Source organism: Providencia sp. 2024EL-00732 (genome assembly GCF_044006275.1).
Lineage (GTDB): Bacteria > Pseudomonadota > Gammaproteobacteria > Enterobacterales > Enterobacteriaceae > Providencia > Providencia huashanensis.
Map to the genome: position 1 here is coordinate 750,060 of NZ_JBIPDG010000001.1, position 20,739 is coordinate 770,798.

Annotated in this window: 21 protein-coding genes; 15 read left to right on the top strand and 6 right to left on the bottom strand. The window is 38.0% G+C overall.

What is annotated here, in order from left to right:
• Positions 1–2 precede the first annotated feature (2 nt).
• The 9 genes from ACHB7C_RS03455 to ACHB7C_RS03495 are packed head-to-tail and all read left to right on the top strand — an operon-like array spanning position 3 to position 10,684.
• Positions 3–959, top strand: coding sequence for an ABC transporter (locus ACHB7C_RS03455; protein WP_042843755.1), 957 nt, complete (start codon positions 3–5; stop codon positions 957–959).
• Positions 960–965: 6 nt separating this feature from the next.
• A complete protein-coding gene (locus ACHB7C_RS03460) occupies positions 966–3,146 on the top strand; it encodes a peptidase domain-containing ABC transporter (protein WP_166686540.1) in 2,181 nt (726 codons plus the stop codon).
• The gene (locus ACHB7C_RS03465) at positions 3,143–4,315 is read left to right on the top strand and encodes an efflux RND transporter periplasmic adaptor subunit (RefSeq protein ID WP_129465927.1); all 1,173 of its coding nucleotides are present in this window, start codon (positions 3,143–3,145) and stop codon (positions 4,313–4,315) included. Before ACHB7C_RS03460 ends, ACHB7C_RS03465 begins: the two co-directional genes overlap by 4 nt.
• Positions 4,315–6,258 carry an ATP-binding cassette domain-containing protein gene (locus tag ACHB7C_RS03470; protein WP_166685963.1) on the top strand — a complete coding sequence of 648 codons (1,944 nt, stop codon included), beginning with the start codon at positions 4,315–4,317 and terminating at the stop codon, positions 6,256–6,258. The genes ACHB7C_RS03465 and ACHB7C_RS03470 overlap by 1 nt, the downstream gene beginning before the upstream one ends.
• A complete protein-coding gene (locus tag ACHB7C_RS03475; protein WP_217008312.1) occupies positions 6,255–7,628 on the top strand; it encodes a TolC family protein in 1,374 nt (457 codons plus the stop codon). Before ACHB7C_RS03470 ends, ACHB7C_RS03475 begins: the two co-directional genes overlap by 4 nt.
• Positions 7,629–7,648: 20 nt before the next feature.
• A complete protein-coding gene (locus ACHB7C_RS03480) occupies positions 7,649–8,887 on the top strand; it encodes a beta-ketoacyl-[acyl-carrier-protein] synthase family protein (protein WP_349483533.1) in 1,239 nt (412 codons plus the stop codon).
• 1 nt (position 8,888) lies between these two features.
• The gene (locus ACHB7C_RS03485; protein ID WP_349488555.1) at positions 8,889–9,704 is read left to right on the top strand and encodes a protein dehydratase; all 816 of its coding nucleotides are present in this window, start codon (positions 8,889–8,891) and stop codon (positions 9,702–9,704) included.
• Positions 9,697–9,945 (top strand): acyl carrier protein, encoded by a 249-nt coding sequence (locus ACHB7C_RS03490; protein ID WP_042843749.1) that lies wholly within the window; start codon positions 9,697–9,699, stop codon positions 9,943–9,945. The genes ACHB7C_RS03485 and ACHB7C_RS03490 overlap by 8 nt, the downstream gene beginning before the upstream one ends.
• A 1-nt stretch (position 9,946) precedes the next feature.
• A complete protein-coding gene (locus ACHB7C_RS03495) occupies positions 9,947–10,684 on the top strand; it encodes an SDR family oxidoreductase (RefSeq protein WP_198860635.1) in 738 nt (245 codons plus the stop codon).
• A gap of 166 nt (positions 10,685–10,850) precedes the next feature.
• On the opposite strand, the gene ACHB7C_RS03500 is transcribed toward ACHB7C_RS03495, so the two are convergent.
• On the bottom strand, positions 10,851–11,579 hold the full coding sequence (locus ACHB7C_RS03500) for a GntR family transcriptional regulator (RefSeq protein WP_052219276.1): 729 nt from the start codon (positions 11,577–11,579) through the stop codon (positions 10,851–10,853).
• A gap of 240 nt (positions 11,580–11,819) precedes the next feature.
• Here ACHB7C_RS03500 and ACHB7C_RS03505 point away from each other — a divergent pair, with 240 nt between their 5' ends.
• The 3 genes from ACHB7C_RS03505 (at position 11,820) to ACHB7C_RS03515 (ending at position 14,707) form a co-directional block, all read left to right on the top strand.
• A complete protein-coding gene (locus ACHB7C_RS03505) occupies positions 11,820–12,980 on the top strand; it encodes a mandelate racemase/muconate lactonizing enzyme family protein (protein WP_042843745.1) in 1,161 nt (386 codons plus the stop codon).
• A gap of 69 nt (positions 12,981–13,049) precedes the next feature.
• Complete coding sequence (locus ACHB7C_RS03510; protein WP_042843744.1) at positions 13,050–14,348, top strand: MFS transporter; 1,299 nt, start codon at positions 13,050–13,052, stop codon at positions 14,346–14,348.
• A gap of 35 nt (positions 14,349–14,383) precedes the next feature.
• Entirely contained in the window at positions 14,384–14,707 is a 324-nt protein-coding gene (locus tag ACHB7C_RS03515) for a cupin domain-containing protein (protein WP_395346408.1), read from the top strand.
• 374 nt (positions 14,708–15,081) lie between these two features.
• On the opposite strand, the gene ACHB7C_RS03520 is transcribed toward ACHB7C_RS03515, so the two are convergent.
• Positions 15,082–15,693 carry an FMN-dependent NADH-azoreductase gene (locus tag ACHB7C_RS03520; protein ID WP_395346410.1) on the bottom strand — a complete coding sequence of 204 codons (612 nt, stop codon included), beginning with the start codon at positions 15,691–15,693 and terminating at the stop codon, positions 15,082–15,084.
• A 13-nt stretch (positions 15,694–15,706) separates the two neighbouring features.
• On the bottom strand, positions 15,707–16,318 hold the full coding sequence (locus ACHB7C_RS03525) for a GrpB family protein (RefSeq protein WP_198860638.1): 612 nt from the start codon (positions 16,316–16,318) through the stop codon (positions 15,707–15,709).
• Between the two features lie 111 nt (positions 16,319–16,429).
• Between ACHB7C_RS03525 and ACHB7C_RS03530 the strand changes: the two genes are divergently transcribed.
• Positions 16,430–17,293 carry a LysR family transcriptional regulator gene (locus ACHB7C_RS03530; protein ID WP_042843741.1) on the top strand — a complete coding sequence of 288 codons (864 nt, stop codon included), beginning with the start codon at positions 16,430–16,432 and terminating at the stop codon, positions 17,291–17,293.
• A 74-nt stretch (positions 17,294–17,367) separates the two neighbouring features.
• On the opposite strand, the gene ACHB7C_RS03535 is transcribed toward ACHB7C_RS03530, so the two are convergent.
• The gene (locus tag ACHB7C_RS03535) at positions 17,368–18,246 is read right to left on the bottom strand and encodes a DMT family transporter (RefSeq protein ID WP_198860639.1); all 879 of its coding nucleotides are present in this window, start codon (positions 18,244–18,246) and stop codon (positions 17,368–17,370) included.
• A 320-nt stretch (positions 18,247–18,566) separates the two neighbouring features.
• A complete protein-coding gene (locus ACHB7C_RS03540; RefSeq protein ID WP_071548109.1) occupies positions 18,567–19,106 on the bottom strand; it encodes a TetR/AcrR family transcriptional regulator in 540 nt (179 codons plus the stop codon).
• 81 nt (positions 19,107–19,187) lie between these two features.
• Between ACHB7C_RS03540 and ACHB7C_RS03545 the strand changes: the two genes are divergently transcribed.
• Positions 19,188–19,790, top strand: coding sequence for a DJ-1/PfpI family protein (locus ACHB7C_RS03545; RefSeq protein ID WP_042843738.1), 603 nt, complete (start codon positions 19,188–19,190; stop codon positions 19,788–19,790).
• An 85-nt stretch (positions 19,791–19,875) separates the two neighbouring features.
• Positions 19,876–20,283, top strand: a complete 408-nt coding sequence (locus tag ACHB7C_RS03550; protein WP_349483532.1) for a DUF1801 domain-containing protein — start codon at positions 19,876–19,878, stop codon at positions 20,281–20,283.
• 31 nt (positions 20,284–20,314) lie between these two features.
• Here ACHB7C_RS03550 and ACHB7C_RS03555 read toward each other — a convergent pair whose 3' ends face one another.
• Positions 20,315–20,593 (bottom strand): VF530 family DNA-binding protein, encoded by a 279-nt coding sequence (locus ACHB7C_RS03555; RefSeq protein ID WP_166685974.1) that lies wholly within the window; start codon positions 20,591–20,593, stop codon positions 20,315–20,317.
• Positions 20,594–20,739: the final 146 nt, after the last annotated feature.

Sequence of the window (20,739 nt, forward strand, 5' to 3'; positions counted from 1 at the left end):
TTGTGGGCCGCTTTATTATTGTATGGCTAATTTTTGGTATTAGAAGTGTCGTTGACGCAGCACTTGTAGGTATTGTGAAATTAAATACCTGTGCGGTGACTCTATTTAGGTGGTTACTGCGTTATATATCTACACCACTATTATTAATAGTTAGTTATACATTATGCCGCCTTGGGGTTATCGGTAGGAATTATCGTAATAGAACTAAGGTCGCTACTCAAAATTACCAGTGTTTAATGGATAAACCAGGGCGTATTGATACCGCATGGATCGCGGTACGTCGGTATATTTTAGAAGAGGGCGCAACTTGGGGGCAAAACAGACAAATCATGTCACAAATAGAAGCGTGTACACACAAACTTAATCAAATTGTTGAGCCTCTGCATGAACAACAAGTCCCCGTTATTCTAGCGCCATTGCATATGGTTTCTGATGTATTAGCTACTATCGTAGGGGCAGGAACATCACCTAAAAATGCGACGGTTATTGTGTCTTCAAGTGCTGAGCAAACTAAATTTGATGATACCGCCCGTATTCTTGGGGGAATTAATTTATCTTATTGCTCAATACATCAAGAGGATAAGTCATTAGCAAAAAATTTAATGACATTAATGACTGAAACGGCATCAGGACAGAAAAATATGATTATTTTCCCTGATATTACCCCAGATTATACGATTCATACGGGGGAAGGGATAAATAATAAATTAGCTTGCCGTTTATTTAATCGTCCAGCGAAATTACATAGTGGTGTTGTTCGGTTATCCAAAGTGATTTCAGCGCAAGTCGTTTTCTATAACTTATATTGCAAAAATGGAATACAAATCAATATTTATCCTCCTGTGCACGCAACAGATATTGCTAAGCAATTGCCAATCATTATTGAAAAAACGATTCGAGATTACCCTAATGATTGGCTTTTGTGGCATAGCCATTCACTTTATTTTATTAATCATTGACCTCTTATGAACAAGATTATCCCTAATACTGTTTATCAAGAAGAAACGAATGAATGTGGTTTAGCATGTATTTCTATGTTAGCCCATACGCAAGGTGTTACTGTTTCACTTGATACTCTGCGTGAACGCTATCCTGCGACAGATCATGGCACTTCTTTGTTAGAACTTTCGACAATACTTAAAGACTTCGGTATTGCAACTGCTCCCGTTCTTTTTGAACATGATGAGCTAAAAAGTATTCCGCTTCCCGCAATTTTGCATTATGGCGCTAACCATTTTGTTATTTTAGCTTATCGGAAAGGGAATAATGTCTGTGTGATCAATCCAGCGATTGGTCAGCAATGGTTACCGTATTCAGCGTTAAAGCTAGAAATTAGTGGTTATGCACTTATTTTAGACCCGAATAACCAAAGCCAATCAGATGAGGCAAATACGGTAGGCGGCAAAGAGCAACAAACAATTCAAAAACGCCCTTTGGGGATAATGAGTTTAAAAGAAACCAGTGCTATTTCGGGAATTTATTGGTTAATGCTACTGACTTTTTTAGTTGGTTTAACATTATTTATTATGCCAATAATGGTAAGTAATGCTGTTAATAAAGCATTTTCTGATATTGAAAATGCGGATTTCCCCTATGGGTTATTTATTGTTGCTTTTGTACTTGCCTCTTTACTGGCTCTTGGTGTTAGAGCGGTAACTGAACGGTTTATTAAGCACTTTGTATTAGTCAATAGTGGAGTGGGTTTCTCTAAATTACTGAGTAATTCATTACGCTTTTTTGAAAAGCGTGCACCAGGCGATGTTTTTAGTCGTTTTATGGCTTGGCAATCGGCAATGGCACAGAAAATAGAGCTTGATAACCAATTACGTACAGATTGGGTTATTGGCATTATTGCGCTGGCAATTATGTTTTGGATAGCGCCTGTGTTAGCTGCAATTTCATCTGTTGGTGTAACTGTGATGGGGTTAATCAGTGTTTGGGCTATTATTCGTGACCGCTGGTATACCCAACAATTGCAATTAAAAACAGCTTCATTGAATGATTTTTTCATGGAAACCCTTCAAGGGATACTGACTATTAAAGCAGGGGGATTGGAAGAGCAACGTAAAATACAATTTGCATGGTTAAGTCGGGATTTATTCACTTGTATTCAAAAAAGAAATGTTTATGAGCAAGTTAAAGGGACTCTTTACCAATTGACCGGTAGCCTAGAAATGGTGGTATTTATGTTAGTCATACTCCCAATGGTCGCCAGTAAAATGATATCCCTTGGTGATTTTTTTGCTTATAGCTTTATTCGCCAAATTTTTACTTCCTATATTACCCGAATTTTTTATTCGATTATTCATAAATCTCAATTACATATTATTGATACACGTGCGAATAGCTTATTTCCAGAGCGAATTGAACCTGCGGTAGCGAATTTCCACGCTAAGTCGCACCTTGGTGGCGCTCCGCATTTAACATTTGAACATATTGATTTTAGTTATGATCCGGCCAAGCAAATTTTAAAAAATGTTTCTTTGGATTTACCTACAGGCGCTCAAATAGCTATCGTCGGGGAGTCTGGCGCCGGGAAAAGCACACTATTGCGTGTGATTGCAGGGTTAATTCCATATCAACATGGCCTTTGTCATTCTGATGGGGATACGATTGTGTATCAACAATTGGCGCAGTTAGTGTGTTTACAAAGCCAAGAAGATATTTTATTTAATACCTCAGTTTGGGAAAACATCACACTGTTTGCACCGAATATTCAGGAAAAAGAACAAAAAATCATTAATAAACTGTTAAAAAGCCTAGTATTAGATTCAGTGGTTAATAACCTCCCTGGGGGAATAAATGCCCTTATTCGCGAGAGCCATAGCGCTTTATCTTTAGGCCAACGGCAGCGTTTATTATTAGCTCGCTCTATGTATAGCACTAGGCCGATATTATTACTTGATGAGCCAACCGCTAATCTAGATGAAGAAACCGCCGCTAAAGTTATTCAAGCTATTCAAAAGCATTGCCATGAAATGGGCAAGACGTTAGTTGTCGTGACACATAGTGATAAGATAACTTCAAGGTTTGATGTGGTTTATCAAATCATTGATGGTGAGCTAACAAAGACTATTGATAACAACCGTGGTCAGCAGGAAGCTCAGTTGAACAATCCACTTTTATTCGCTGAGTCAGTGCCATGAAACAGTGGGCTCAGCGATTTAAATTACGGGGTTCCAACCTACTGATCGTGCTCGGTATTACCGCTGCACTATTTGCTATCGTGTATTTCGCTACAACACGCACTGAGTCGAATATTGCTCAAGAAATGACGGTGATAACAGCCGACCGTGGTGATATCGAAAAAATCATTATGGTAACCGGGACGTTAAAGCCTTCTGTACAGGTGAATGTAGGTGCTCAGGTTAATGGGCAGATAAAGTATTTGTATGCTAAACAGGGAGATAAAGTCTTCAAAGGGCAAATACTTGCTGAGATTGACCCCGCCATTCAAAAATCTGATTTACGTAATGCAATAGCCAAGTTATCGAGTGTTAGAGCCCAAAAAGCGTCTTCAGAAGCTATATTAGTTCAATATCGAAAAGCCTTTGAACGACAAAAAAAATTACGTAAAGACGGTTCTGGCATCGACAGTGATTATGAACAAGCACAAGCACAATATGAAGCGCAGCAGTATCAAGTCAAAATGAATGAAGCATTAATTGTTCAATCAGAAATGGAAGTTGAAACAGCAAATGCAAATTTAAGTTACACACAAATTTTAGCGCCAATTGCTGGGGAAGTATTAGGGATTGTCGCAAATGAAGGGCAAACAATAGTATCTTCCCAAACGGCTCCAACGATTTTGGTGTTAGCTAATCTGGATAAAATGCAAATTCAAACGCGTATTTCAGAAGCAGATATTCAATCCGTACATTCAGGTCAACCGTTATATTTTTATGTGCTTGCAGACCCAGATAAACGTTATGAGGGAACGATGGGGTATGTTCAACCAGTGCCTCAAGAAGCTTTAGAAGAACGGAATATGGCAAGCGCAAATAACCAACAGAATAATGCCGTATATTACTCAGGGACCTTTGAAGTTGATAATAAAAATCGCGAATTAAAAACGTCTATGACAGCACAAGTATTTATTCGTGTTGCTCAGGTTAAAGGGGTTGTGCGTATACCGGTTAATGCTTTAGGTCGTTCAATTGCCGCCAATGAATATGAAATCACGGTACTTAATGGTAATCAACCCGAGACTAAAACGGTTGTTGTTGGGATCACCGATCGCCATTTTGTTCAAATTATTCAGGGTCTTGAAGAGGGTGAGCAGGTTATTGTTTCAAATAATATAGGAGTAAGCTAATGGCTCCTATGATCACTGTAAAAAATATTTATCGTGAGTTTCTTGCCGGCACTCAGAGAATTCAGGTACTGAAGGATATATCGTTTTCTATTAACCAAGGCGAAATGTTAGCGATTGTTGGTGCGTCAGGTTCCGGAAAGTCCACACTAATGAATATTCTCGGCTGTTTGGATAAACCAACACGCGGGGAAATTTATATTAATGGTATTGCAGTGCACTCGGCGGATAGCGAAAAGCTCGCTGAACTGCGCAGTCAATATTTAGGCTTTATATTTCAGCGCTATCATTTGATGCCGTACTTAACGGCTGAAGAAAATATTGCTATTCCTGCATTATATACTGCGATGCCAGAACAAGAACGCCAATCACGCATACAGTTATTAGCCCAGCAACTGGGAATAGAAACGCGGTTAGCGCATAAACCGTTTCAATTGTCGGGGGGGCAACAACAACGCGTAAGTGTTTGTCGAGCACTGGTCAATGGCGCAAAAGTCATTTTGGCGGATGAACCCACAGGGGCTTTAGATAGTACTAGTGGTAAAGCGTTGATGAGTGTACTTCATCAGCTTCATCAAGCGGGACATACCGTTATTATTGTCACACACGACCGAAATATAGCCCAACAGACTCAGCGGATCATCGAAATTAGCGATGGGGAAATTATTTCCGACAATGCGAATAATGTGCTGAAAGATGAGGCAATTTCCCCGTGTTTACCAGTTGTTAACAGCAATGGGCGCGCTTCATTATGGCGTAGAGGTTTAGAGTCAGTACGCATGGCTTTTCGTGCCTTATTAGGGCATAGGATGCGGGCATTTTTGTCTATGTTAGGCATTATTATCGGCATATCCTCGGTCGTTTCTTCTGTTGCTGTTGGCGAAGGCGCTAAACGTACCATTATAGAAGAAATTGGTAAGTTGGGTAAAACGACGTTAGAGCTCCGCCCTGGCTTAGGCTGGGGGAGTAAACGCCCTGATTTAGAAAGGGCGCTTTCTTTAGATGATGTCAACAGTCTTGCGACACTTCCATGGGTTACTACGGTCTCACCCGTTATTACAAGTGTCCCTACTATTATTTATAAAGGGCTAGATTCATCTATTATGTTAAATGGAGTATCCGATTCCTATATAACCGGACAAGGGATCACCATTATACAAGGGGATAGCTTCCATCAGTTAGACATCGTCAATAAAGAACCTGTTTTTATTTTAGATGATAATAGCCGTCATATTTTGTTCGGTCCAAATGAGGAACCATTAAACCAATTGGTTCAAATTAATGGGACACCTTGGCGTATCATCGGTATAGCGAAAAAAGCAGGCCCAAAAATGACCAATAATTTTATGATTGGCTGGGCACCTTATACCGCCGTTTCACAACGAATAACCGGTGATAAGCCCTTCGAAGCCATTTCGGTTAATTTTGTGGATACGCTAGATCTTAAACAAGCGACCTCTCTAGTTGAATCCCATTTAATGAAAACCCACGGCACAAAAGATTTTTTCATTGAGTCGGACGACCAAATTGCGATGACCTTGCAAAAAACATCAGATTCAATGTCATTGTTGATCACCTCGATTGCGGCGATATCTCTTTTAGTTGGAGGCGTCGGTGTGATGAACATTATGCTGGTTTCAGTTACCGAGCGTACACATGAAATTGGCATCCGTTTATCCGTTGGTGCGAGACCTTCCGACATTATGACTCAATTCTTAATTGAAGCTGTCATGATTTGTTTGTTAGGGGGAGTAATTGGTATTGCTGGAGCATTAGCGAGTGGTGCGGTTTTTTCTTATTTAGCAGTTGAATTTCGGATGGTTTTTACGCTCACGCCAATCTTATTTGCTTGCGGTTTTTCCGTTTTAATCGGTTTTATGTTTGGATATTTTCCCGCATACAGAGCCGCGAAGCTTAACCCAACTGAGGCATTGGCCAGAGAATGAAAATAATCAAGGCTATTGGCTATGGCGTAATATTTCTACTGACAGGATGCGGTAGCTTAATGCGGACTGAATATCAGCGTCCTCAATTGGACCTGCCAGACCAGTGGCAACAAAATGTACGGATAATTAGCTCGCAAAAGCCTCTTAATAGCCAGACTCAATTACTTAATTTTCATGACCCAGCATTAATGAAACTTATTACGTTAGTATTGGAAAGTAATAATGATTTGGCATTAGCAGGCATTAAATTGAAATTGGCGCGTGCCAGTGCAGGGTTAACAAATACCAATCTTACCCCTGATTTTTCATTTACAGGCAGTGCTTCAAATACCAAATCTATTAAGCATGGTAGCCGCCCACAAGAAAATTATAGCTCAGGGCTTTCATTGAATTATGAATTAGATTTGTGGGGGAAGCTTGCACGTATACGTGAAAAGGATGAATGGGAAGCCGTTGCTAGTGAATATGATTACCAAGCGACAAGACTAACGCTAATCAATACCACCTCTCAACTTTATTGGCGTATCGCCTTACTCAACCGGCAAATTGATAACCAAATAGCGGGAAAGGTGATTGCTGAAAAAATATTAGCACAAACAGAATCTTGGTACCACGCTGGGAAAGTCGGACAGTTGGATGTATTGCATGCGAAACAAACTGTAATTAACCGGCAAAATGAGTTAGAGCAACTTATAAATCAACAACAGAATACAAAGAATTCATTGACCTTATTGCTTAACAGTACGGTATTGCCTGAATCTATTGATATTAAACCGATTAATCTTCGTCAAAATGTGCTTGTTGAGTATTCAGCACCGTTAAGTGTGATCTCGACCCGACCGGATGTGCGTGCCATCGAATCAAGGTTACGTTCTATGCTCGCCAACTCAGATGTGGCTAGGCTCAGTTTTTATCCAACCTTATCACTGCAAGCTGCACTGAATGCAGGGAGCCAATTGTTTAGCCAATGGTTCAGCGACCCAACTCGGGTAGTTGGTAGTGCCGTTTCATTACCTTTTATTCAATGGAATACCGTGCGGTTGACAATCGAGCAATCAGATTTGCAAGTGCAGCAAACGGCAATCGAATTTCGTAATAGCGCCTATAACGCCATTATGGAGGTTAATAATGCCATTAATGCTCGAACAATGGCTGAGACTCAAAAATCACAGCTTTTCGAGACATTATCACTCGGCCAGCAGCGCTTAGCACTGACCACAAACCGCTATCAAGCAGGCGCTGTTAATTACCAAACTTTGTTAACGGCTCAAGATGATTTGTTGTCCATCGAAAATTCATTAGCACAAAACCAATACGATTATTTATATGCCACGTTACAGCTTTGGTTAGCCCAGGGTGGTGAGAATTAATATGAGAGGATATCAAGCCAATGTCACAATTTAAGCGTGTTGTCGTTACGGGATATGGCGCTGTTACACCATTAGGTGAGACGGTAACTGAATGTTGGCAAGCCATAATGGATAAGAAAATAGGCTATCAGTATGTTGATAAAACAGAAAGTAATATTTCTAGTCATTTCTTAGGCTTAATTGATAAAGAGCCTAGTATGAAAGGTATACCCGCTGCTATTCGTCGGCGCCTGCCTCGCTATGCGCGTTTAACAATGGCAGCAGCACGCGAAGCCATGCAAATGGCTTTTGGTCAGAGTGAACCTAGTGAGCACTATGACCCGTTATCCTGCGGTGTCATTATGGGGACGGGATGGGCTGGGTTAGATGAAAGTTACCTGTCCATTGATGAGTTTAATAAGACAGGCATGACATCCCCATTTAACTGTTTTTTTTCAATGCCTAATGTAACGACGGCAGCTTGTAGCCAATATTGGAATTTACGAGGCTATCAAAATACCTCTATTGCCGCTTGTGCTACAGGAACGATTGCCATTGGTGATGCATTTGAAGTTATTCGAAGTGGTAAGGCTTCTATGATGCTAGCAGGCGCAGGAGAGTCACTACGCAGTAATTGTGCTGTGTGGAATATTGATATTTTAGGCGCACTATCCCATGAATCAGAAAATATCGAACGAGCTAGTTGCCCATTTAGTGCAGACCGTAGTGGGTTTGTGCTTTCAGAAGGCGCGGCAGTACTATGCCTTGAAGAGCAGGAAAGTGCTTTGGCTCGGGGTGCAACCATTCTCGGCGAAATTACGGGCTATGCGAATTTTTCTGATGCTTTTGATTTTACGTCACCCGCGGATGACTGTGTTGCGCGTACTCAAACGATTCTAACAGCGTTAAAACAAGCCAATATTACCCCAGAACAGCTCGATTATATTAATGCCCATGGTACATCAACTCAGCTTAATGATTTAAATGAAACTGAATCATTGAAGAGGGCTCTAGGATCTGCAGCATATAAAATCCCTATTTCAAGTACCAAATCCTATTCAGGGCATTTGATTGCTGCGGCAGGCAGTTTTGAAGCCATTGTTTGCTTAAAAAGCATGCAAACAGGGGTGATGCCGGCAACAATTAATTTAAATAACCCAGATCCCCATTGTGACCTTGATTATATCCCGAATGAACATCGTGAAGGGACAGTATCAACAACGTTGAATCTAAGTTTTGGATTCGGTGGCGCAAATGCCGCACTTGTTTTGGAAAAATAAAATGAAAACCTTGTGTTATAGCCTACAAGACGCCCACAGTTGGGCAGAATTTTCAGGGGATTATAACCCGGTCCACTTTGATTTACCTTGGGTTCAAGCTAACGGAGGGGAGCGTCTTAGTGTACATGGCATGCGTGCATTATTAGATATAAAGCATTTTTCAAGCCAACAAGTTTCTGTCAGTGAGATTGATGCGAATAGTGATGTTAAGTGTGTGGTCCGAATTCGCCAACCATTATGGAACAATATTGAATACTCGTTAGTTGCAGGGAGTAAAGTGGGGACTTCAGCGATTTTAACGGCAGATGACCAAAAATGCATAACCTGTAATTTATCAATCACAGAAAAAACTGAGGTTTATTCAATTAAAAATGCAAAGAAAATCAATGCAATTGAACTGGTAAAAAAGCAGGAGTTGTTTGATACCCATTTTCAACAGCTGCCATTGTGGATGTTTTTAGATGCGGTACTTTTTCAATACCTTATTGAGGACCAAACACTTTTTCAACAGGAGAATATTGCGGTTTGGTTACCTAAAGACACCACATTTAAAACCCTTTTTTCTGATTACTTCGTTGTGCAAACACACCAAGAGCTGCGGTTTGATCCTACGCTTTTACAACCACAAATGCTGGAAGACAAGACTGTGGCACTTAATATTGATATTCAGCCAGCGATTGTAACAGGGACTATTGATTCTGGTCTGTTGGTTTGTCTATCGCTGGTGGCTGAATACCAACGTAAATTTATAACGAGTGCGATTACATTGAAAATAAGTTCAACCAATAACTTAAATGAAGGGATGACTAATGAGTGATTATCAAACAATTTATCTTAAAATTAATGAAATGATCTGTGATGCAAAAGATTTAGATGAAGACATTGACGCTAACCAAACACTCGATCAAATTAAATTTGATAGTTTAGATTATGTTGAGTTGATGGTTTTAGTTAAACGTGAATATAACGTTGCACTCACTGCCGATTTTTTCATCGAAAATTCAACGATGACCATCAAGGAATTAATTGAGTATATTAGCAAGGAGTCTAGCTCATAATATGTCTACTAAATGGATTTTAATTACAGGTGGTAGCCGTGGGATAGGCCAATCACTCGTAATAGAGTTACATAAAAATTGGAATATTGTATTTACAGGCCGAAGTGAAGAAGGCTTGGCTGAGACGTTGAACATCGTAGAGAATAACCCTTCAGATTTATGGGTTAAAGGTTACGCCTGCGATGGGAAAAATGAACAACAAGTTCAAGAGCTTGCGCTAATGTTACTTGAGTCACTAGGCCCTCCAAGCGCCATCATTCATAATGCTGGTATTACTAGGGATGCCCTTCATATTCATCAAGATGCCGCTATTTGGCAAGATGTTATGGATAATAACCTTATTTCAATCATTAACTGGAACCGGCACCTTGTTCCTGCCATGTTACTTGATGGGCATGGCTCTATTGTGTTGATGTCTTCTGTGACTGGGCTAAAAGGTAATATCGGGCAAACGGCTTATGCGGCTAGTAAGGCCGCAATGTTTGGTATTGCGCGTTCTTTAGCACATGAGGTAGGCCGGTTTGGGGTCCGGGTAAATTGTGTAGCACCAGGTTTGATTGAAAGTGATATGACTAACGCGATCCCTGATGCAAAACTGAAAGCAATCCTAAAAAATATTCCATTACGTCGCCTTGGTCAACCAGACGAAGTGGCTAAAGCGGTTGAGTTTTTAATCAGTGATAATAGCCAATACCTTACAGGGCAAACCCTTGTATTGGACGGTGGTTTTACGGCTTAAAATTTGAAATTTATTTCACTTATAATTAATTTACCGCTTTTGGGATCGTATATATGGCAGCATTCAATGTAGGCAAGTTAACTTATTGTCTACATTGTTTAAAAAGATGGTAATTTATAACCCTATATTTGGATTGAAAAAATATTCTAATATATTTTTATTAAAATTATTTATCTCTTTTTTTATCAACGGCTAAATTAAAGTTAATCTTTTTGTTTTGGTTACGAATATGTTCTTTGATTTCTTTTTCTAAAACAGGCAAATCACCCGCACATATTTTATCAAGCAAGACTTTATGTTCCTGGATGATTTCTTCCATTGGTTTAGTAAAAGTTGATATTCCAATGATAATCGTTAATTGTTTTGATACGTTTTCCCATAACGAGGTGAGTGTTTTATTGCCACTCAATTCACAAAGAGTACGGTGAAAATTGACATCACTAAGGGAAAATAAATAACTATCTTCTAATTTTGCCGCCATTGTCATTTTATCAATGCACTCTTTTAGTTTTTCAATGCATTGATTATCGAGATGCTTTTTCCCAGTAATGAATTTTCTTATGACGTGTAATTCGAGTAAAACACGAACTTCAATAAGTTCATCAAGGCGTTCCTCAGAAACTGGAGCCATGCGAATGCCTTTAAATGGTTCATTGATAACGATGCATTGGCTTTCGAGAATGCGTAGAGCTTCCCTTACAGGGACCCGGCTAACATTCATTTTTTCTGCGATTTCTTTTTCGACAATTCGATCGCCGGGGAGAATATAACCTCGAGTTGCTGCCTCAACAATTTTATCTACAACATCATCGGTTAGTGTTCTTGCTTTAATCGGTTGCCAATAATCGTCTTTTGAAGGCGTATCAAAAGGGCGATTTTTGTTTTCGTCAATCATAGTGAAAGCCTATAAAATTTTTATTAATCAAAAGATTAATTATCTTCTTTATGTTAAATCCTATCCAACAAAATTACCACATCATCAAATAATAGACCACTAAAAAACAAAAAATTACCTATGTGCTGGTGGGTTTACAAACCAGATTTAGATCACAATTTACTCTATTGAATATTGTATACAATTATACAATCATGTTTAATGCATTGAAAATCAGTTCTGCTTAAAGAAGGAAAAACCATGTTAAATCTGTTGGAAGATATAAAAATTACCGAAATTGTTGCTGTGCCATTATTTGGCGAGAGCCCTAAAGGGGGGTGGTCGAATGAAATAAAACCTGAAGATCCTATTCATGCCATTGTGGCAATACATACGGACGCAGGTATTACAGGGTACGGCAGCGTGTTTACCGATGGACGACTTGTAGAGGCAGCCATTCCCATTTTGGCATCATTATGTATTGGTGAAAGCGCACTGCAACCAGAGCGTGTCTCTGAAAAATTAAGACAAAATACTTTTTGGATGGGGCGTGGGGGAACATTAACGCACACCATCAGTGGGATTGATATTGCCCTATGGGATATTTTAGGGAAAGCAACTGGGCTACCTGTAAGCACATTGTTAGGCGGGAACTACCGTACCAAGGTACAACCATACTGCTCTTTGCTTATGGAAGAGCCAGAGACCATGCATCAGGTTATTTCTGAGTATAAAGCACTTGGATTTAAGGCATTTAAAATTGGTTGGGGTCCATTTGGTCGTCGTAATGATCATCAATTAGACCGTGCAATAGTAGAGTCTGCAAGGGATGCGGCAGGGCAAGATTCCCAGCTATTTATTGATGCAGGAGCAAGTGATGCTTACTGGCCAAATGGGTTGAAATGGGCTATTCAAACAGCTCATATGTTGGCTGAATATCAAGTGGGTTGGTTTGAGGAAGCCTTGCGACCTGATGATATCGAAGATTTTAAAGTGTTACGTAAAGAAAGCCCAGTACCAATAGCCGGTGGTGAAGTGCTAACTCGTCGCCAAGCATTTTTACCTTGGTTATCCCAAGGCGCTTTTGACATTGTACAACCCGATGTGACAAAAGTTGGCGGTATTTCTGAGCAGCGCCGGATTGCATGGTTAGCCGATGAATTTGGCGTTAAATATGTTGGGCATGGATGGAATACAGCGATGGGGCTGGCTGCCGACCTGCAAATGGCGGCCGCTTTCCCTCAAGTTGATTTTGTTGAGTTTATTGGCGGTAGCCAATATATCGATGGCATTGTTAAAACTCCATTTAAAGTTGACGAGGAGGGGTATCTCACTATTCCGAATAAACCAGGGCTTGGTATTGAGCTTGATGTAGATAAATTAGCTAAGTTTACAATAAATCCAGAACGTTTATTTAAGTAACTTATATTATAAGCCAGGTAGTCATAATATTTGCCTGGCTTTCCATTCTTTTAAAAAGGTTTGGTTATTATGGCATATAAGAATAAGGGTACTAAAGTCAGATTTTCGATAGCGATATTAATGACTCTTGCTATTGTCATTAATTATCTAGACAGAACAGTAATGTCGGCAGCTGCGCCAACTATTTCAGAAGAGTTACAGATTTCGCCTGAAATGATGGGCTGGATTATGTCTGCATTCTTTCTTAGCTATGCACTTTGCCAAATACCTGCGGGGTTTATTGCAGATAAATATGGCCAAAGAAAAACGTTAGCAGGGTCAGTCTTGTGGTGGTCTCTAGCTACAGCTGCAACTGCGTTAGCAAAAACACCGCTGAGTTTTATTTCTACTCGTATTTTAATGGGGATGGGGGAAGCAGGGGCTTACCCATGTAATAGCGGTATTGCGGCAAAATGGTTTCCAGACAGAGAACGTGGCCGCATTACAGCATTATTCGATAGTGGTTCAAAATTCGGAACAGCTTTTGCCATGCCGTTAGTTGTTTGGATCATTGCAAAATGGGGCTGGGAAGCTGCATTTATTATTTGTGGTGCGCTTGGTGTACTTTGGGTATTTGCTTGGCTTAAAGTTTATCACGACCCAGAACAACATCCTAAGATTAGCCCTGAAGAACTTGCTTATATTCGCGAAGGTCAGGTAAAAAAAGAAGGCATTGATAATATTCAGCCAATGAAATGGTACCACTTAATCCGCTATCGCAATGTACAAGCAATGTGTATTGGGTTTTTTATGTTGGACTATGCCATTTATTTCTTTATTACATGGTTCCCTGCTTATTTAATGATGGAAAGGGGAATGAGTTTAGAAGAAATGGGCTTTGCCGCGATGTTGCCACCTCTTTGTGGTATCGCTGGGCAATGGTTAGGTGGGTGGACAACAGATTATTTATTTATTAAATATAATAACGTCAGTCTTGCACGTAAAATACCTATTGTCGGCGGAATGTTAATTGCAACCAGTATTGCATTCTCCGGTCTCGTAGAGTCTACAACACTGATGATGGCATTATTATGTTTATCTTATGCAGCCCTTGCATTTGCTGCATCCGCGATTTGGTCACTACCAGGAGATGTTGCACCTCGTAATATGACTTCGGTACTCGGTGGAATGCAAAGTGCGGTATCAAATTGTGGTGGAATATTAGGGCCTATCGTAACGGGTTATATTATTGCTGCTACAGGGTCATTTATTTGGGCATTAATCGTATCAGGGATTGCTTGCGCTATCGGTGCTTTAGTCTATTTGGTTATGTTAAGAGATATTAAGCCAATTGTGCCAGCAGATCATGAAATCGAACAAACTAATTAACTCTAAATTATAATTATTATTTGGATATATAAAATATGTTTATTTTTGATAAAGACATCATGGCGAAAAATATTGCTCCGGGTACGTTAAGGAAAATATTTTTAGGTAGTAAAAATATGATGATAGCAAAAATATCCTTAGCTACAGGAACATTAGGTGAGTTACACCAACATCAACATGAACAAATGAGTTATATTTTATCTGGCTCATTTAACTATCGCGTAGGGGCAATAGTTAAAGTAGTAAGCTGTGGTGATGTTATATATGTACCTTCAAATGAAGAACACCAATGTGAATGTTTATTGGATGGTGAAATATTAGATATCTTTGTTCCTATGAGAGAAGATTTTATCAATTAATTAGCTAAATATCTTTTATATTATATCACCGATAAATAAAGCGGCCGCATTATGCTGGCCGTTTTTTTATAAAAACATTATTAAATTTTTTGTATTATAGTAAGCATATGGTGTTTGAGGTGAATTTTACCAACCACTTGTTTTTTCTTAACCTCAGTTTTTTTGCAAAAACATATAAATAGAATGTGGCCTAAATTTAAATCAGAGTATTTTTCTTTAACAACCTTAAGGTAAATAAAAGTTTTTACGTAAGGTTTATTTATGCGTTATGAAAAATAGACTCTAATTTAATTAAGTTAATTATGATTTTTTAGTGTTATTTATACCTCATTTTATACCATTAAGCACAGTTCTTCTTACTCAAGACTAGCTATTTAGTAATTGTTAATGAAATTTTTCATTTGAGTTTCAGCATTAATATGCTCTAACTCAATACGGCTTGTGTCCATAGCAATACCTTCAACACCAATAAAAGTAGTGTGCTCAATTCCAACAAAACTGAGCATATCCCTTAGATAATCAACAAAATAATCAGATTTATTAGCATTTTTTAATCCACCTTGACTTGTTAAAATTAAAGCTTTCTTATTTTTAAGTAAACCAATGCGTTCGTTATTTACATAATTAAACGTTAAACCTGCTCTGATAATAAGGTCAAAGTAGTTTTTTAGTTGACTAGGAATTGATAAATTATACATCGGAGCTGCGATTACGATTAGTTCCGAAATTTTAAGTTCTTCAATAAGCTTATCTGATATAGCTAGAGCTTCTTTTTGTTTTTCACTTTGTTGCTGCTCTGGTACCGAATAGTACGCAGAAAAAATATCTTCATCCATAATTGGTAGAGGAGATGCTATTAAATCTCGTTGAATAATGGCGGTATTCTTATGATTTTCAGTCCATGAGTGCTCAAAAGAATCAAGCATACGTTTAGTATGGGATTGCATTCCCATAACCGATGATTTAATGAGTATAATTTTTTTCATTATATTGTTCTGCTTATTCACTTATTGTTTTAATAATCTTGTCGTATATTTCTTTAATTACGTTTTCTTTGTTTTGGTTGTATACCTGTACATTGGTTACTTTAACCGAGGCCATTTTTTTCGCCTCTTCGTATAATCTTCTATCATCGGAATGTGTACGTAACCAATCTCTAAATAAGATATGACGTAGGTGCTCAGGGCAGTCAGGCCCGAATACATGTAAATTAACTCTTGGTTGTTCAAGGCGAAACATGCGATGTTGGTACCACGAAGGTTCTCTTACAGTTAGTAAAAAACCAAACTCTTCTAATATAGGAGCATAATTAAGTTCTTGTTCCGGATTTTTGACAATTAAATCAATGTCAATTACTGGCTTTGCTGATAGATCTGAAACTGCGGTAGAGCCCACATGCTCGATAGCAAGCGCCTTATGACCTAACTTGTTTTGTATATTTTGTTTAATCTGTTTAAATTGCGCCTGCCAGTTTGGGTCATAATCAACCACATCAATTATTTCTATTTTGGGTTTTCCTAGTACCCATGGGTTTTCATTTGGATTACTCGTTTGAAAAGAAGTAATTTGTTCTAAGTGTTTTTTATAATACTGTCGTTTTGAGTTATCCATATATGACCTTATAATGTAATTTCATCTTCGATAAGAATAATATCGTCTATGGTTTTTTTATTAAAATGAATAATTCGAAATTTATAAATTCGATTTACGAATGGATTGGTTATGAAATATACAGACTTACAAATTGACTGGTTAAAATGTTTTGTCGCTGTAGTAAATACAGGGTCTGTCTCTGCTGCTGCTTTGGAGATTCATCGCTCACAATCTGCAGTCAGTATGCAACTAAAAAAGCTTGAGTCATCACTCGGTTGTCAATTGTTAGTACGTAATCCTCGGCAACATCAATTAACCTACGAAGGTCAAAAATTATTGGGTTATGCAAGGCGGATACTGGATATACATAATGAAGCTATTATTGCATTTCATGGTGGTGAGTTAGAAGGGCGAATCAGACTTGGTGTTCCAGATGATTATGCTGAAAAATATCTGACCCCTGTATTAAAACGTTTTGCCGCATACCATAGCTCCGTTGAAATAGAGCTTAACTGTGAGCAATCTACCTCATTGATACCAAAGGTAGAAAAGGGTGAAATAGACTTAGCTTTAGTCTCAAGAGAAAATAATACTCAGGGAGCATTATTATTTTATGAGCCTATGGTATGGGTCGGTTCTTCACAATTTGAAATTTGGCGACGTGACCCATTACCGATCGCGGTATATGAGCACACCAGCTTGGCAAAACGAAGCGCCATCAATGCGCTCTCATTACAGGGGCGTAGATATAAAATTGTTTATAATAGTTCGAGCTTGCCAGGGCAGGTTGCTGCTGTTGAAAGTGGGCTGGCCGTTGCTGTACTGACTCAATGTAGTGTTCCCCCCAATCTGGAAATATTAGGCGCATTGCATGGGTTAGGGCCTTTGGAACCAATGGGTGTCGCAGCATATAGAAGTAATCAGTCTCTTGGAGATCAAGCTGTTGATAGCCTTTATAATCTCCTAATCCAAACTCTAAGAGTAGCTAAATGAGTTTGAAAGATAAAACACATATACTTGGTTAGTTAAAGGAAGCCTCCATTTTTTATGTTTTACTACTTTTTTAACTAACTGCTAACATGGCTAAGGGCCCCCTTTTTAGGCTTATAGAAAACCAATATAATCCCCAGTATAATTGCAGCCATGCCAAAGATGCCAAATAATGAAGGTTTATTCCCAAGAATACAATAGTCAAGCAATGACGTAACAATCGGAACAAAATAAAATAAGCTAGTTACATTCACTACATTCCCCTTACTTAATAAATAATAAAGTAATATTTGAGCGATAACGGAAATAAATATACCTAGAAATAGGATGGATATCAGAAAATTCAAGTTAAAATTAAAATGTACAGTTTGCATTGGAATGAATAACAAACATAGTACCAAACTGACAGCGTATTGAATCGGTAACACTCTATATGGAGATTGCTTAATTTTTTGCTGTGAAATAGCTCCGATAGTCATAAATAACAGTGCCATTAGCGAAAGTACAATGCCCATAATAGGTAACTGGGAAGTTATTAAACTATGCCATACAAGCACAATTAGGCCGGATAACGCCATAATTAACCCAACTAACCTGTAGCCATAAATTTTTCGTTCTGTAATACAGAGTGAAAGTATTGGTTGTACTCCCATAATAGTGGCGATAAGACCAGGAGTAACACCATTTTCCATTGATAAAAAATAACAAATAGAGTAGCCACCGATTAAAATAATTCCTACCAATGCCGTTTGTAATATCATTCCTTTTTCAGGTAAATATTGTTGTTTATATCTGCAAAATATCAAAATGACAATTAGTGCGATACTAAATCTAAATACTAATAAAATCATAGAAGAAGCATTATCGATTCCTAGCTTAGTAAAAATTGCAGCACTGCCCCAAAGTAAAACAAAAGTACCAGTGATAACTAATGATTTTAGTTTGTCTACTCCCATATATTCCTCTTTATTGCTTATAATATTTTTTCATATACTGAAATTCATTCACTTGCCGGTATTTTTAGATCTTAAAAATAGTCAGCAATATTTTTAATATTCAGAGTGATATCATGCTATTGAACTTAACTTACTGAACTTGATTATAAAATCAAATAAATCAGCGTGGTGACATTCGAAAATCGAATAATTCAATAATATCAATAGAGTTCTATGGTTTTAATCAACATTTATCTTTAGCCAAGCTAAAAAATGAGTCTTTCCTGAAATGTAGATAGGTGGAGTAGGAGGGGTAGTAAATGCCATTAACAACGGGTTATTTAAAATAAAAATTTTTTAAGTTTTACGCCATTTAAAATTAATTTATTGAAGTTTAGATTATTTAACCTCTCTCCAGATATGGTGCCACCAATTAAACTAAGATGTACTAATTTACCAATTGTTTGAGCATGTTGAGCCGGAATAGGTAGGCTTCCTAATTTATTAATAACAAAATTTAAACGCTTCTCATCAACAATCGTTTGATACTCTGCAACGATAGGGTCATGTAATGCCCAAGCTCTGATGGAAATTTCTCTTGCTGTTTTTTTTCTTGATGTGAAATTAATATACTCTGTAAGCACCTTATTGATACTCGTTTCTTGTTCTAGTTCATTTAATATTTTATCAGTATATTCAACAACCCAACAAGAAAGCATTGAACGGATAAAATCTTCACGGTCATTAAAATGATGATAAAAGGAGCCTCGGGTAACATCTAGTTTCCTAGCAACTCTCTCAACAGAACAACGTGTATATCCTTCATTATCCAAAATATTAAAACCTGCGTTAATCCAAGATGTTCTCGTTAATTTTTTCATTTTCAATACAGTCTGTGTATGGTGATTCAAGTTCTGATACGTTAAAGCTTAATTTGTATTTCCGCTAAAAGGAATAAATTTATGAAAAAAATTGTGATTGTTGCATTTGATGATTTTACGGATATAGACCTTTTTTTTATGTGGGATATTCTTGGTCGTAACCATATAGATTGGCAAGTCAAAATATTAGGGAACAAATCAAGCTTACGATCAGCACATGGCTTAAACATACATGTTCAAGGGGCATTATCTGAAGCGAATTCAGCTGATGCGGTATTATTTAGTAGTGGTAAAAATGGCGTACCAAAGGCGATTGAAAATGCAGATTTTTTATCCGAATTTAAATTAAACCCTGAAAAACAGTATATCGGTTCTATTTGTGCAGGCACTTTAATTCTTAATGCATTAAACCTATTACCTGAACGAAGAGCCACCACTCATCCAGATGCTAGGAATGCATTATTAGCATCACAACTTGAGCCAGTAGGGCAACCTCTTGTATGTCATGGAAGGGTAGCTACAGCAGGTGGTTGCCTTTCCGCCCTTTATCTAGTTGGATGGCTAATAGAATCGCTATACGACAAAGAAAAAAGAAGGGAAACATTATTACCAGTCTTACCAACTGGACAACAAAGTGTGCTCGAATCTTTGATTGAATTTAGTATACAACAGGGCAGAATGTAACGAATATATTATGTAAATATCAGCTAGGAAGGTTAAAGTACATAGGTATGACAAGGATGTCTTAAAATAAATTAGCGGTAGTTATATGAAAACCATTTCGGATGATAGAGTGAATTTGGTATTTGGCAGTTATCCTATTCAATACCAAAAAGTGTTATTAATGATTAGAGAGCTGATTTTTAGAACAGCAGCAGAAAATAAAAAAGTAGGAACAATCACTGAGACTCTGAAATGGGGGCAACCAAGTTATCAAACAATTGAAACGGGCTCAGGAACAACGATACGAATAGGCCGGTTCAATCAGAGCTCCGTTGCTCTTTTTGTTCACTGTCAAACCACCTTAATTGATTCATTTAGAACGCTTTTTCCTGAACTTAATTACTCAAAGAACCGAGCAATTATCTTAGATATCAATGAAGCGCTGCCAATAAAAGAATTGGCCATAAGCATTGAGATGGCTCTTACTTATAAGCTAAGAAATAAAACAGCTTAAGTTTCAGTAGCCAGTTAATTACAGTTTATTTTTAATGTCGTGAATTACACCAAGGGTCATCAGAATCTAAATCAGTATTATCAATCGAATTATTTTCTATCATATCCAAATAGAGTAATTCGACTTGAGTTCTTGCCCAAGGTGTTCGGCGCAGAAACTTTAAGCTGGATTTAATACTTGGATCTTTGTTAAAGCAGTTTATTTTTATAGTACGCCCAAGTTGGTTCCAACCGTATCTGTCAACCAATGCATTAACTTGCATTTCTAGTGTAACTCCATGTAAAGGGGATTTCGATTTAAATTCACTCATTACGGCATATCCGAAGTTATAGGTTAGGTTATCATTGAGCGCATATAAATAAGCTGAACACGGCTCTAAGTCAATAGGGAACTAACAATGCTTGATCTATCAAGACCGATTCTTAATTCAATATCCTATTTAACATAATATGTGTT

Bases quoted from the DNA above. Each gene is read 5' to 3' on its own strand.
- ACHB7C_RS03460 (WP_166686540.1), top strand. From the start codon at position 966: ATGAACAAGATTATCCCTAATACTGTTTATCAAGAAGAAACGAATGAA.
- ACHB7C_RS03465 (WP_129465927.1), top strand. From the start codon at position 3,143: ATGAAACAGTGGGCTCAGCGATTTAAATTACGGGGTTCCAACCTACTG.
- ACHB7C_RS03470 (WP_166685963.1), top strand. From the start codon at position 4,315: ATGGCTCCTATGATCACTGTAAAAAATATTTATCGTGAGTTTCTTGCC.
- ACHB7C_RS03475 (WP_217008312.1), top strand. From the start codon at position 6,255: ATGAAAATAATCAAGGCTATTGGCTATGGCGTAATATTTCTACTGACA.
- ACHB7C_RS03480 (WP_349483533.1), top strand. From the start codon at position 7,649: ATGTCACAATTTAAGCGTGTTGTCGTTACGGGATATGGCGCTGTTACA.
- ACHB7C_RS03485 (WP_349488555.1), top strand. From the start codon at position 8,889: ATGAAAACCTTGTGTTATAGCCTACAAGACGCCCACAGTTGGGCAGAA.
- ACHB7C_RS03490 (WP_042843749.1), top strand. From the start codon at position 9,697: ATGAGTGATTATCAAACAATTTATCTTAAAATTAATGAAATGATCTGT.
- ACHB7C_RS03495 (WP_198860635.1), top strand. From the start codon at position 9,947: ATGTCTACTAAATGGATTTTAATTACAGGTGGTAGCCGTGGGATAGGC.
- ACHB7C_RS03500 (WP_052219276.1), bottom strand. From the start codon at position 11,579: ATGATTGACGAAAACAAAAATCGCCCTTTTGATACGCCTTCAAAAGAC.
- ACHB7C_RS03505 (WP_042843745.1), top strand. From the start codon at position 11,820: ATGTTAAATCTGTTGGAAGATATAAAAATTACCGAAATTGTTGCTGTG.
- ACHB7C_RS03510 (WP_042843744.1), top strand. From the start codon at position 13,050: ATGGCATATAAGAATAAGGGTACTAAAGTCAGATTTTCGATAGCGATA.
- ACHB7C_RS03515 (WP_395346408.1), top strand. From the start codon at position 14,384: ATGTTTATTTTTGATAAAGACATCATGGCGAAAAATATTGCTCCGGGT.
- ACHB7C_RS03520 (WP_395346410.1), bottom strand. From the start codon at position 15,693: ATGAAAAAAATTATACTCATTAAATCATCGGTTATGGGAATGCAATCC.
- ACHB7C_RS03525 (WP_198860638.1), bottom strand. From the start codon at position 16,318: ATGGATAACTCAAAACGACAGTATTATAAAAAACACTTAGAACAAATT.
- ACHB7C_RS03530 (WP_042843741.1), top strand. From the start codon at position 16,430: ATGAAATATACAGACTTACAAATTGACTGGTTAAAATGTTTTGTCGCT.
- ACHB7C_RS03535 (WP_198860639.1), bottom strand. From the start codon at position 18,246: ATGGGAGTAGACAAACTAAAATCATTAGTTATCACTGGTACTTTTGTT.
- ACHB7C_RS03540 (WP_071548109.1), bottom strand. From the start codon at position 19,106: ATGAAAAAATTAACGAGAACATCTTGGATTAACGCAGGTTTTAATATT.
- ACHB7C_RS03545 (WP_042843738.1), top strand. From the start codon at position 19,188: ATGAAAAAAATTGTGATTGTTGCATTTGATGATTTTACGGATATAGAC.
- ACHB7C_RS03550 (WP_349483532.1), top strand. From the start codon at position 19,876: ATGAAAACCATTTCGGATGATAGAGTGAATTTGGTATTTGGCAGTTAT.
- ACHB7C_RS03555 (WP_166685974.1), bottom strand. From the start codon at position 20,593: ATGAGTGAATTTAAATCGAAATCCCCTTTACATGGAGTTACACTAGAA.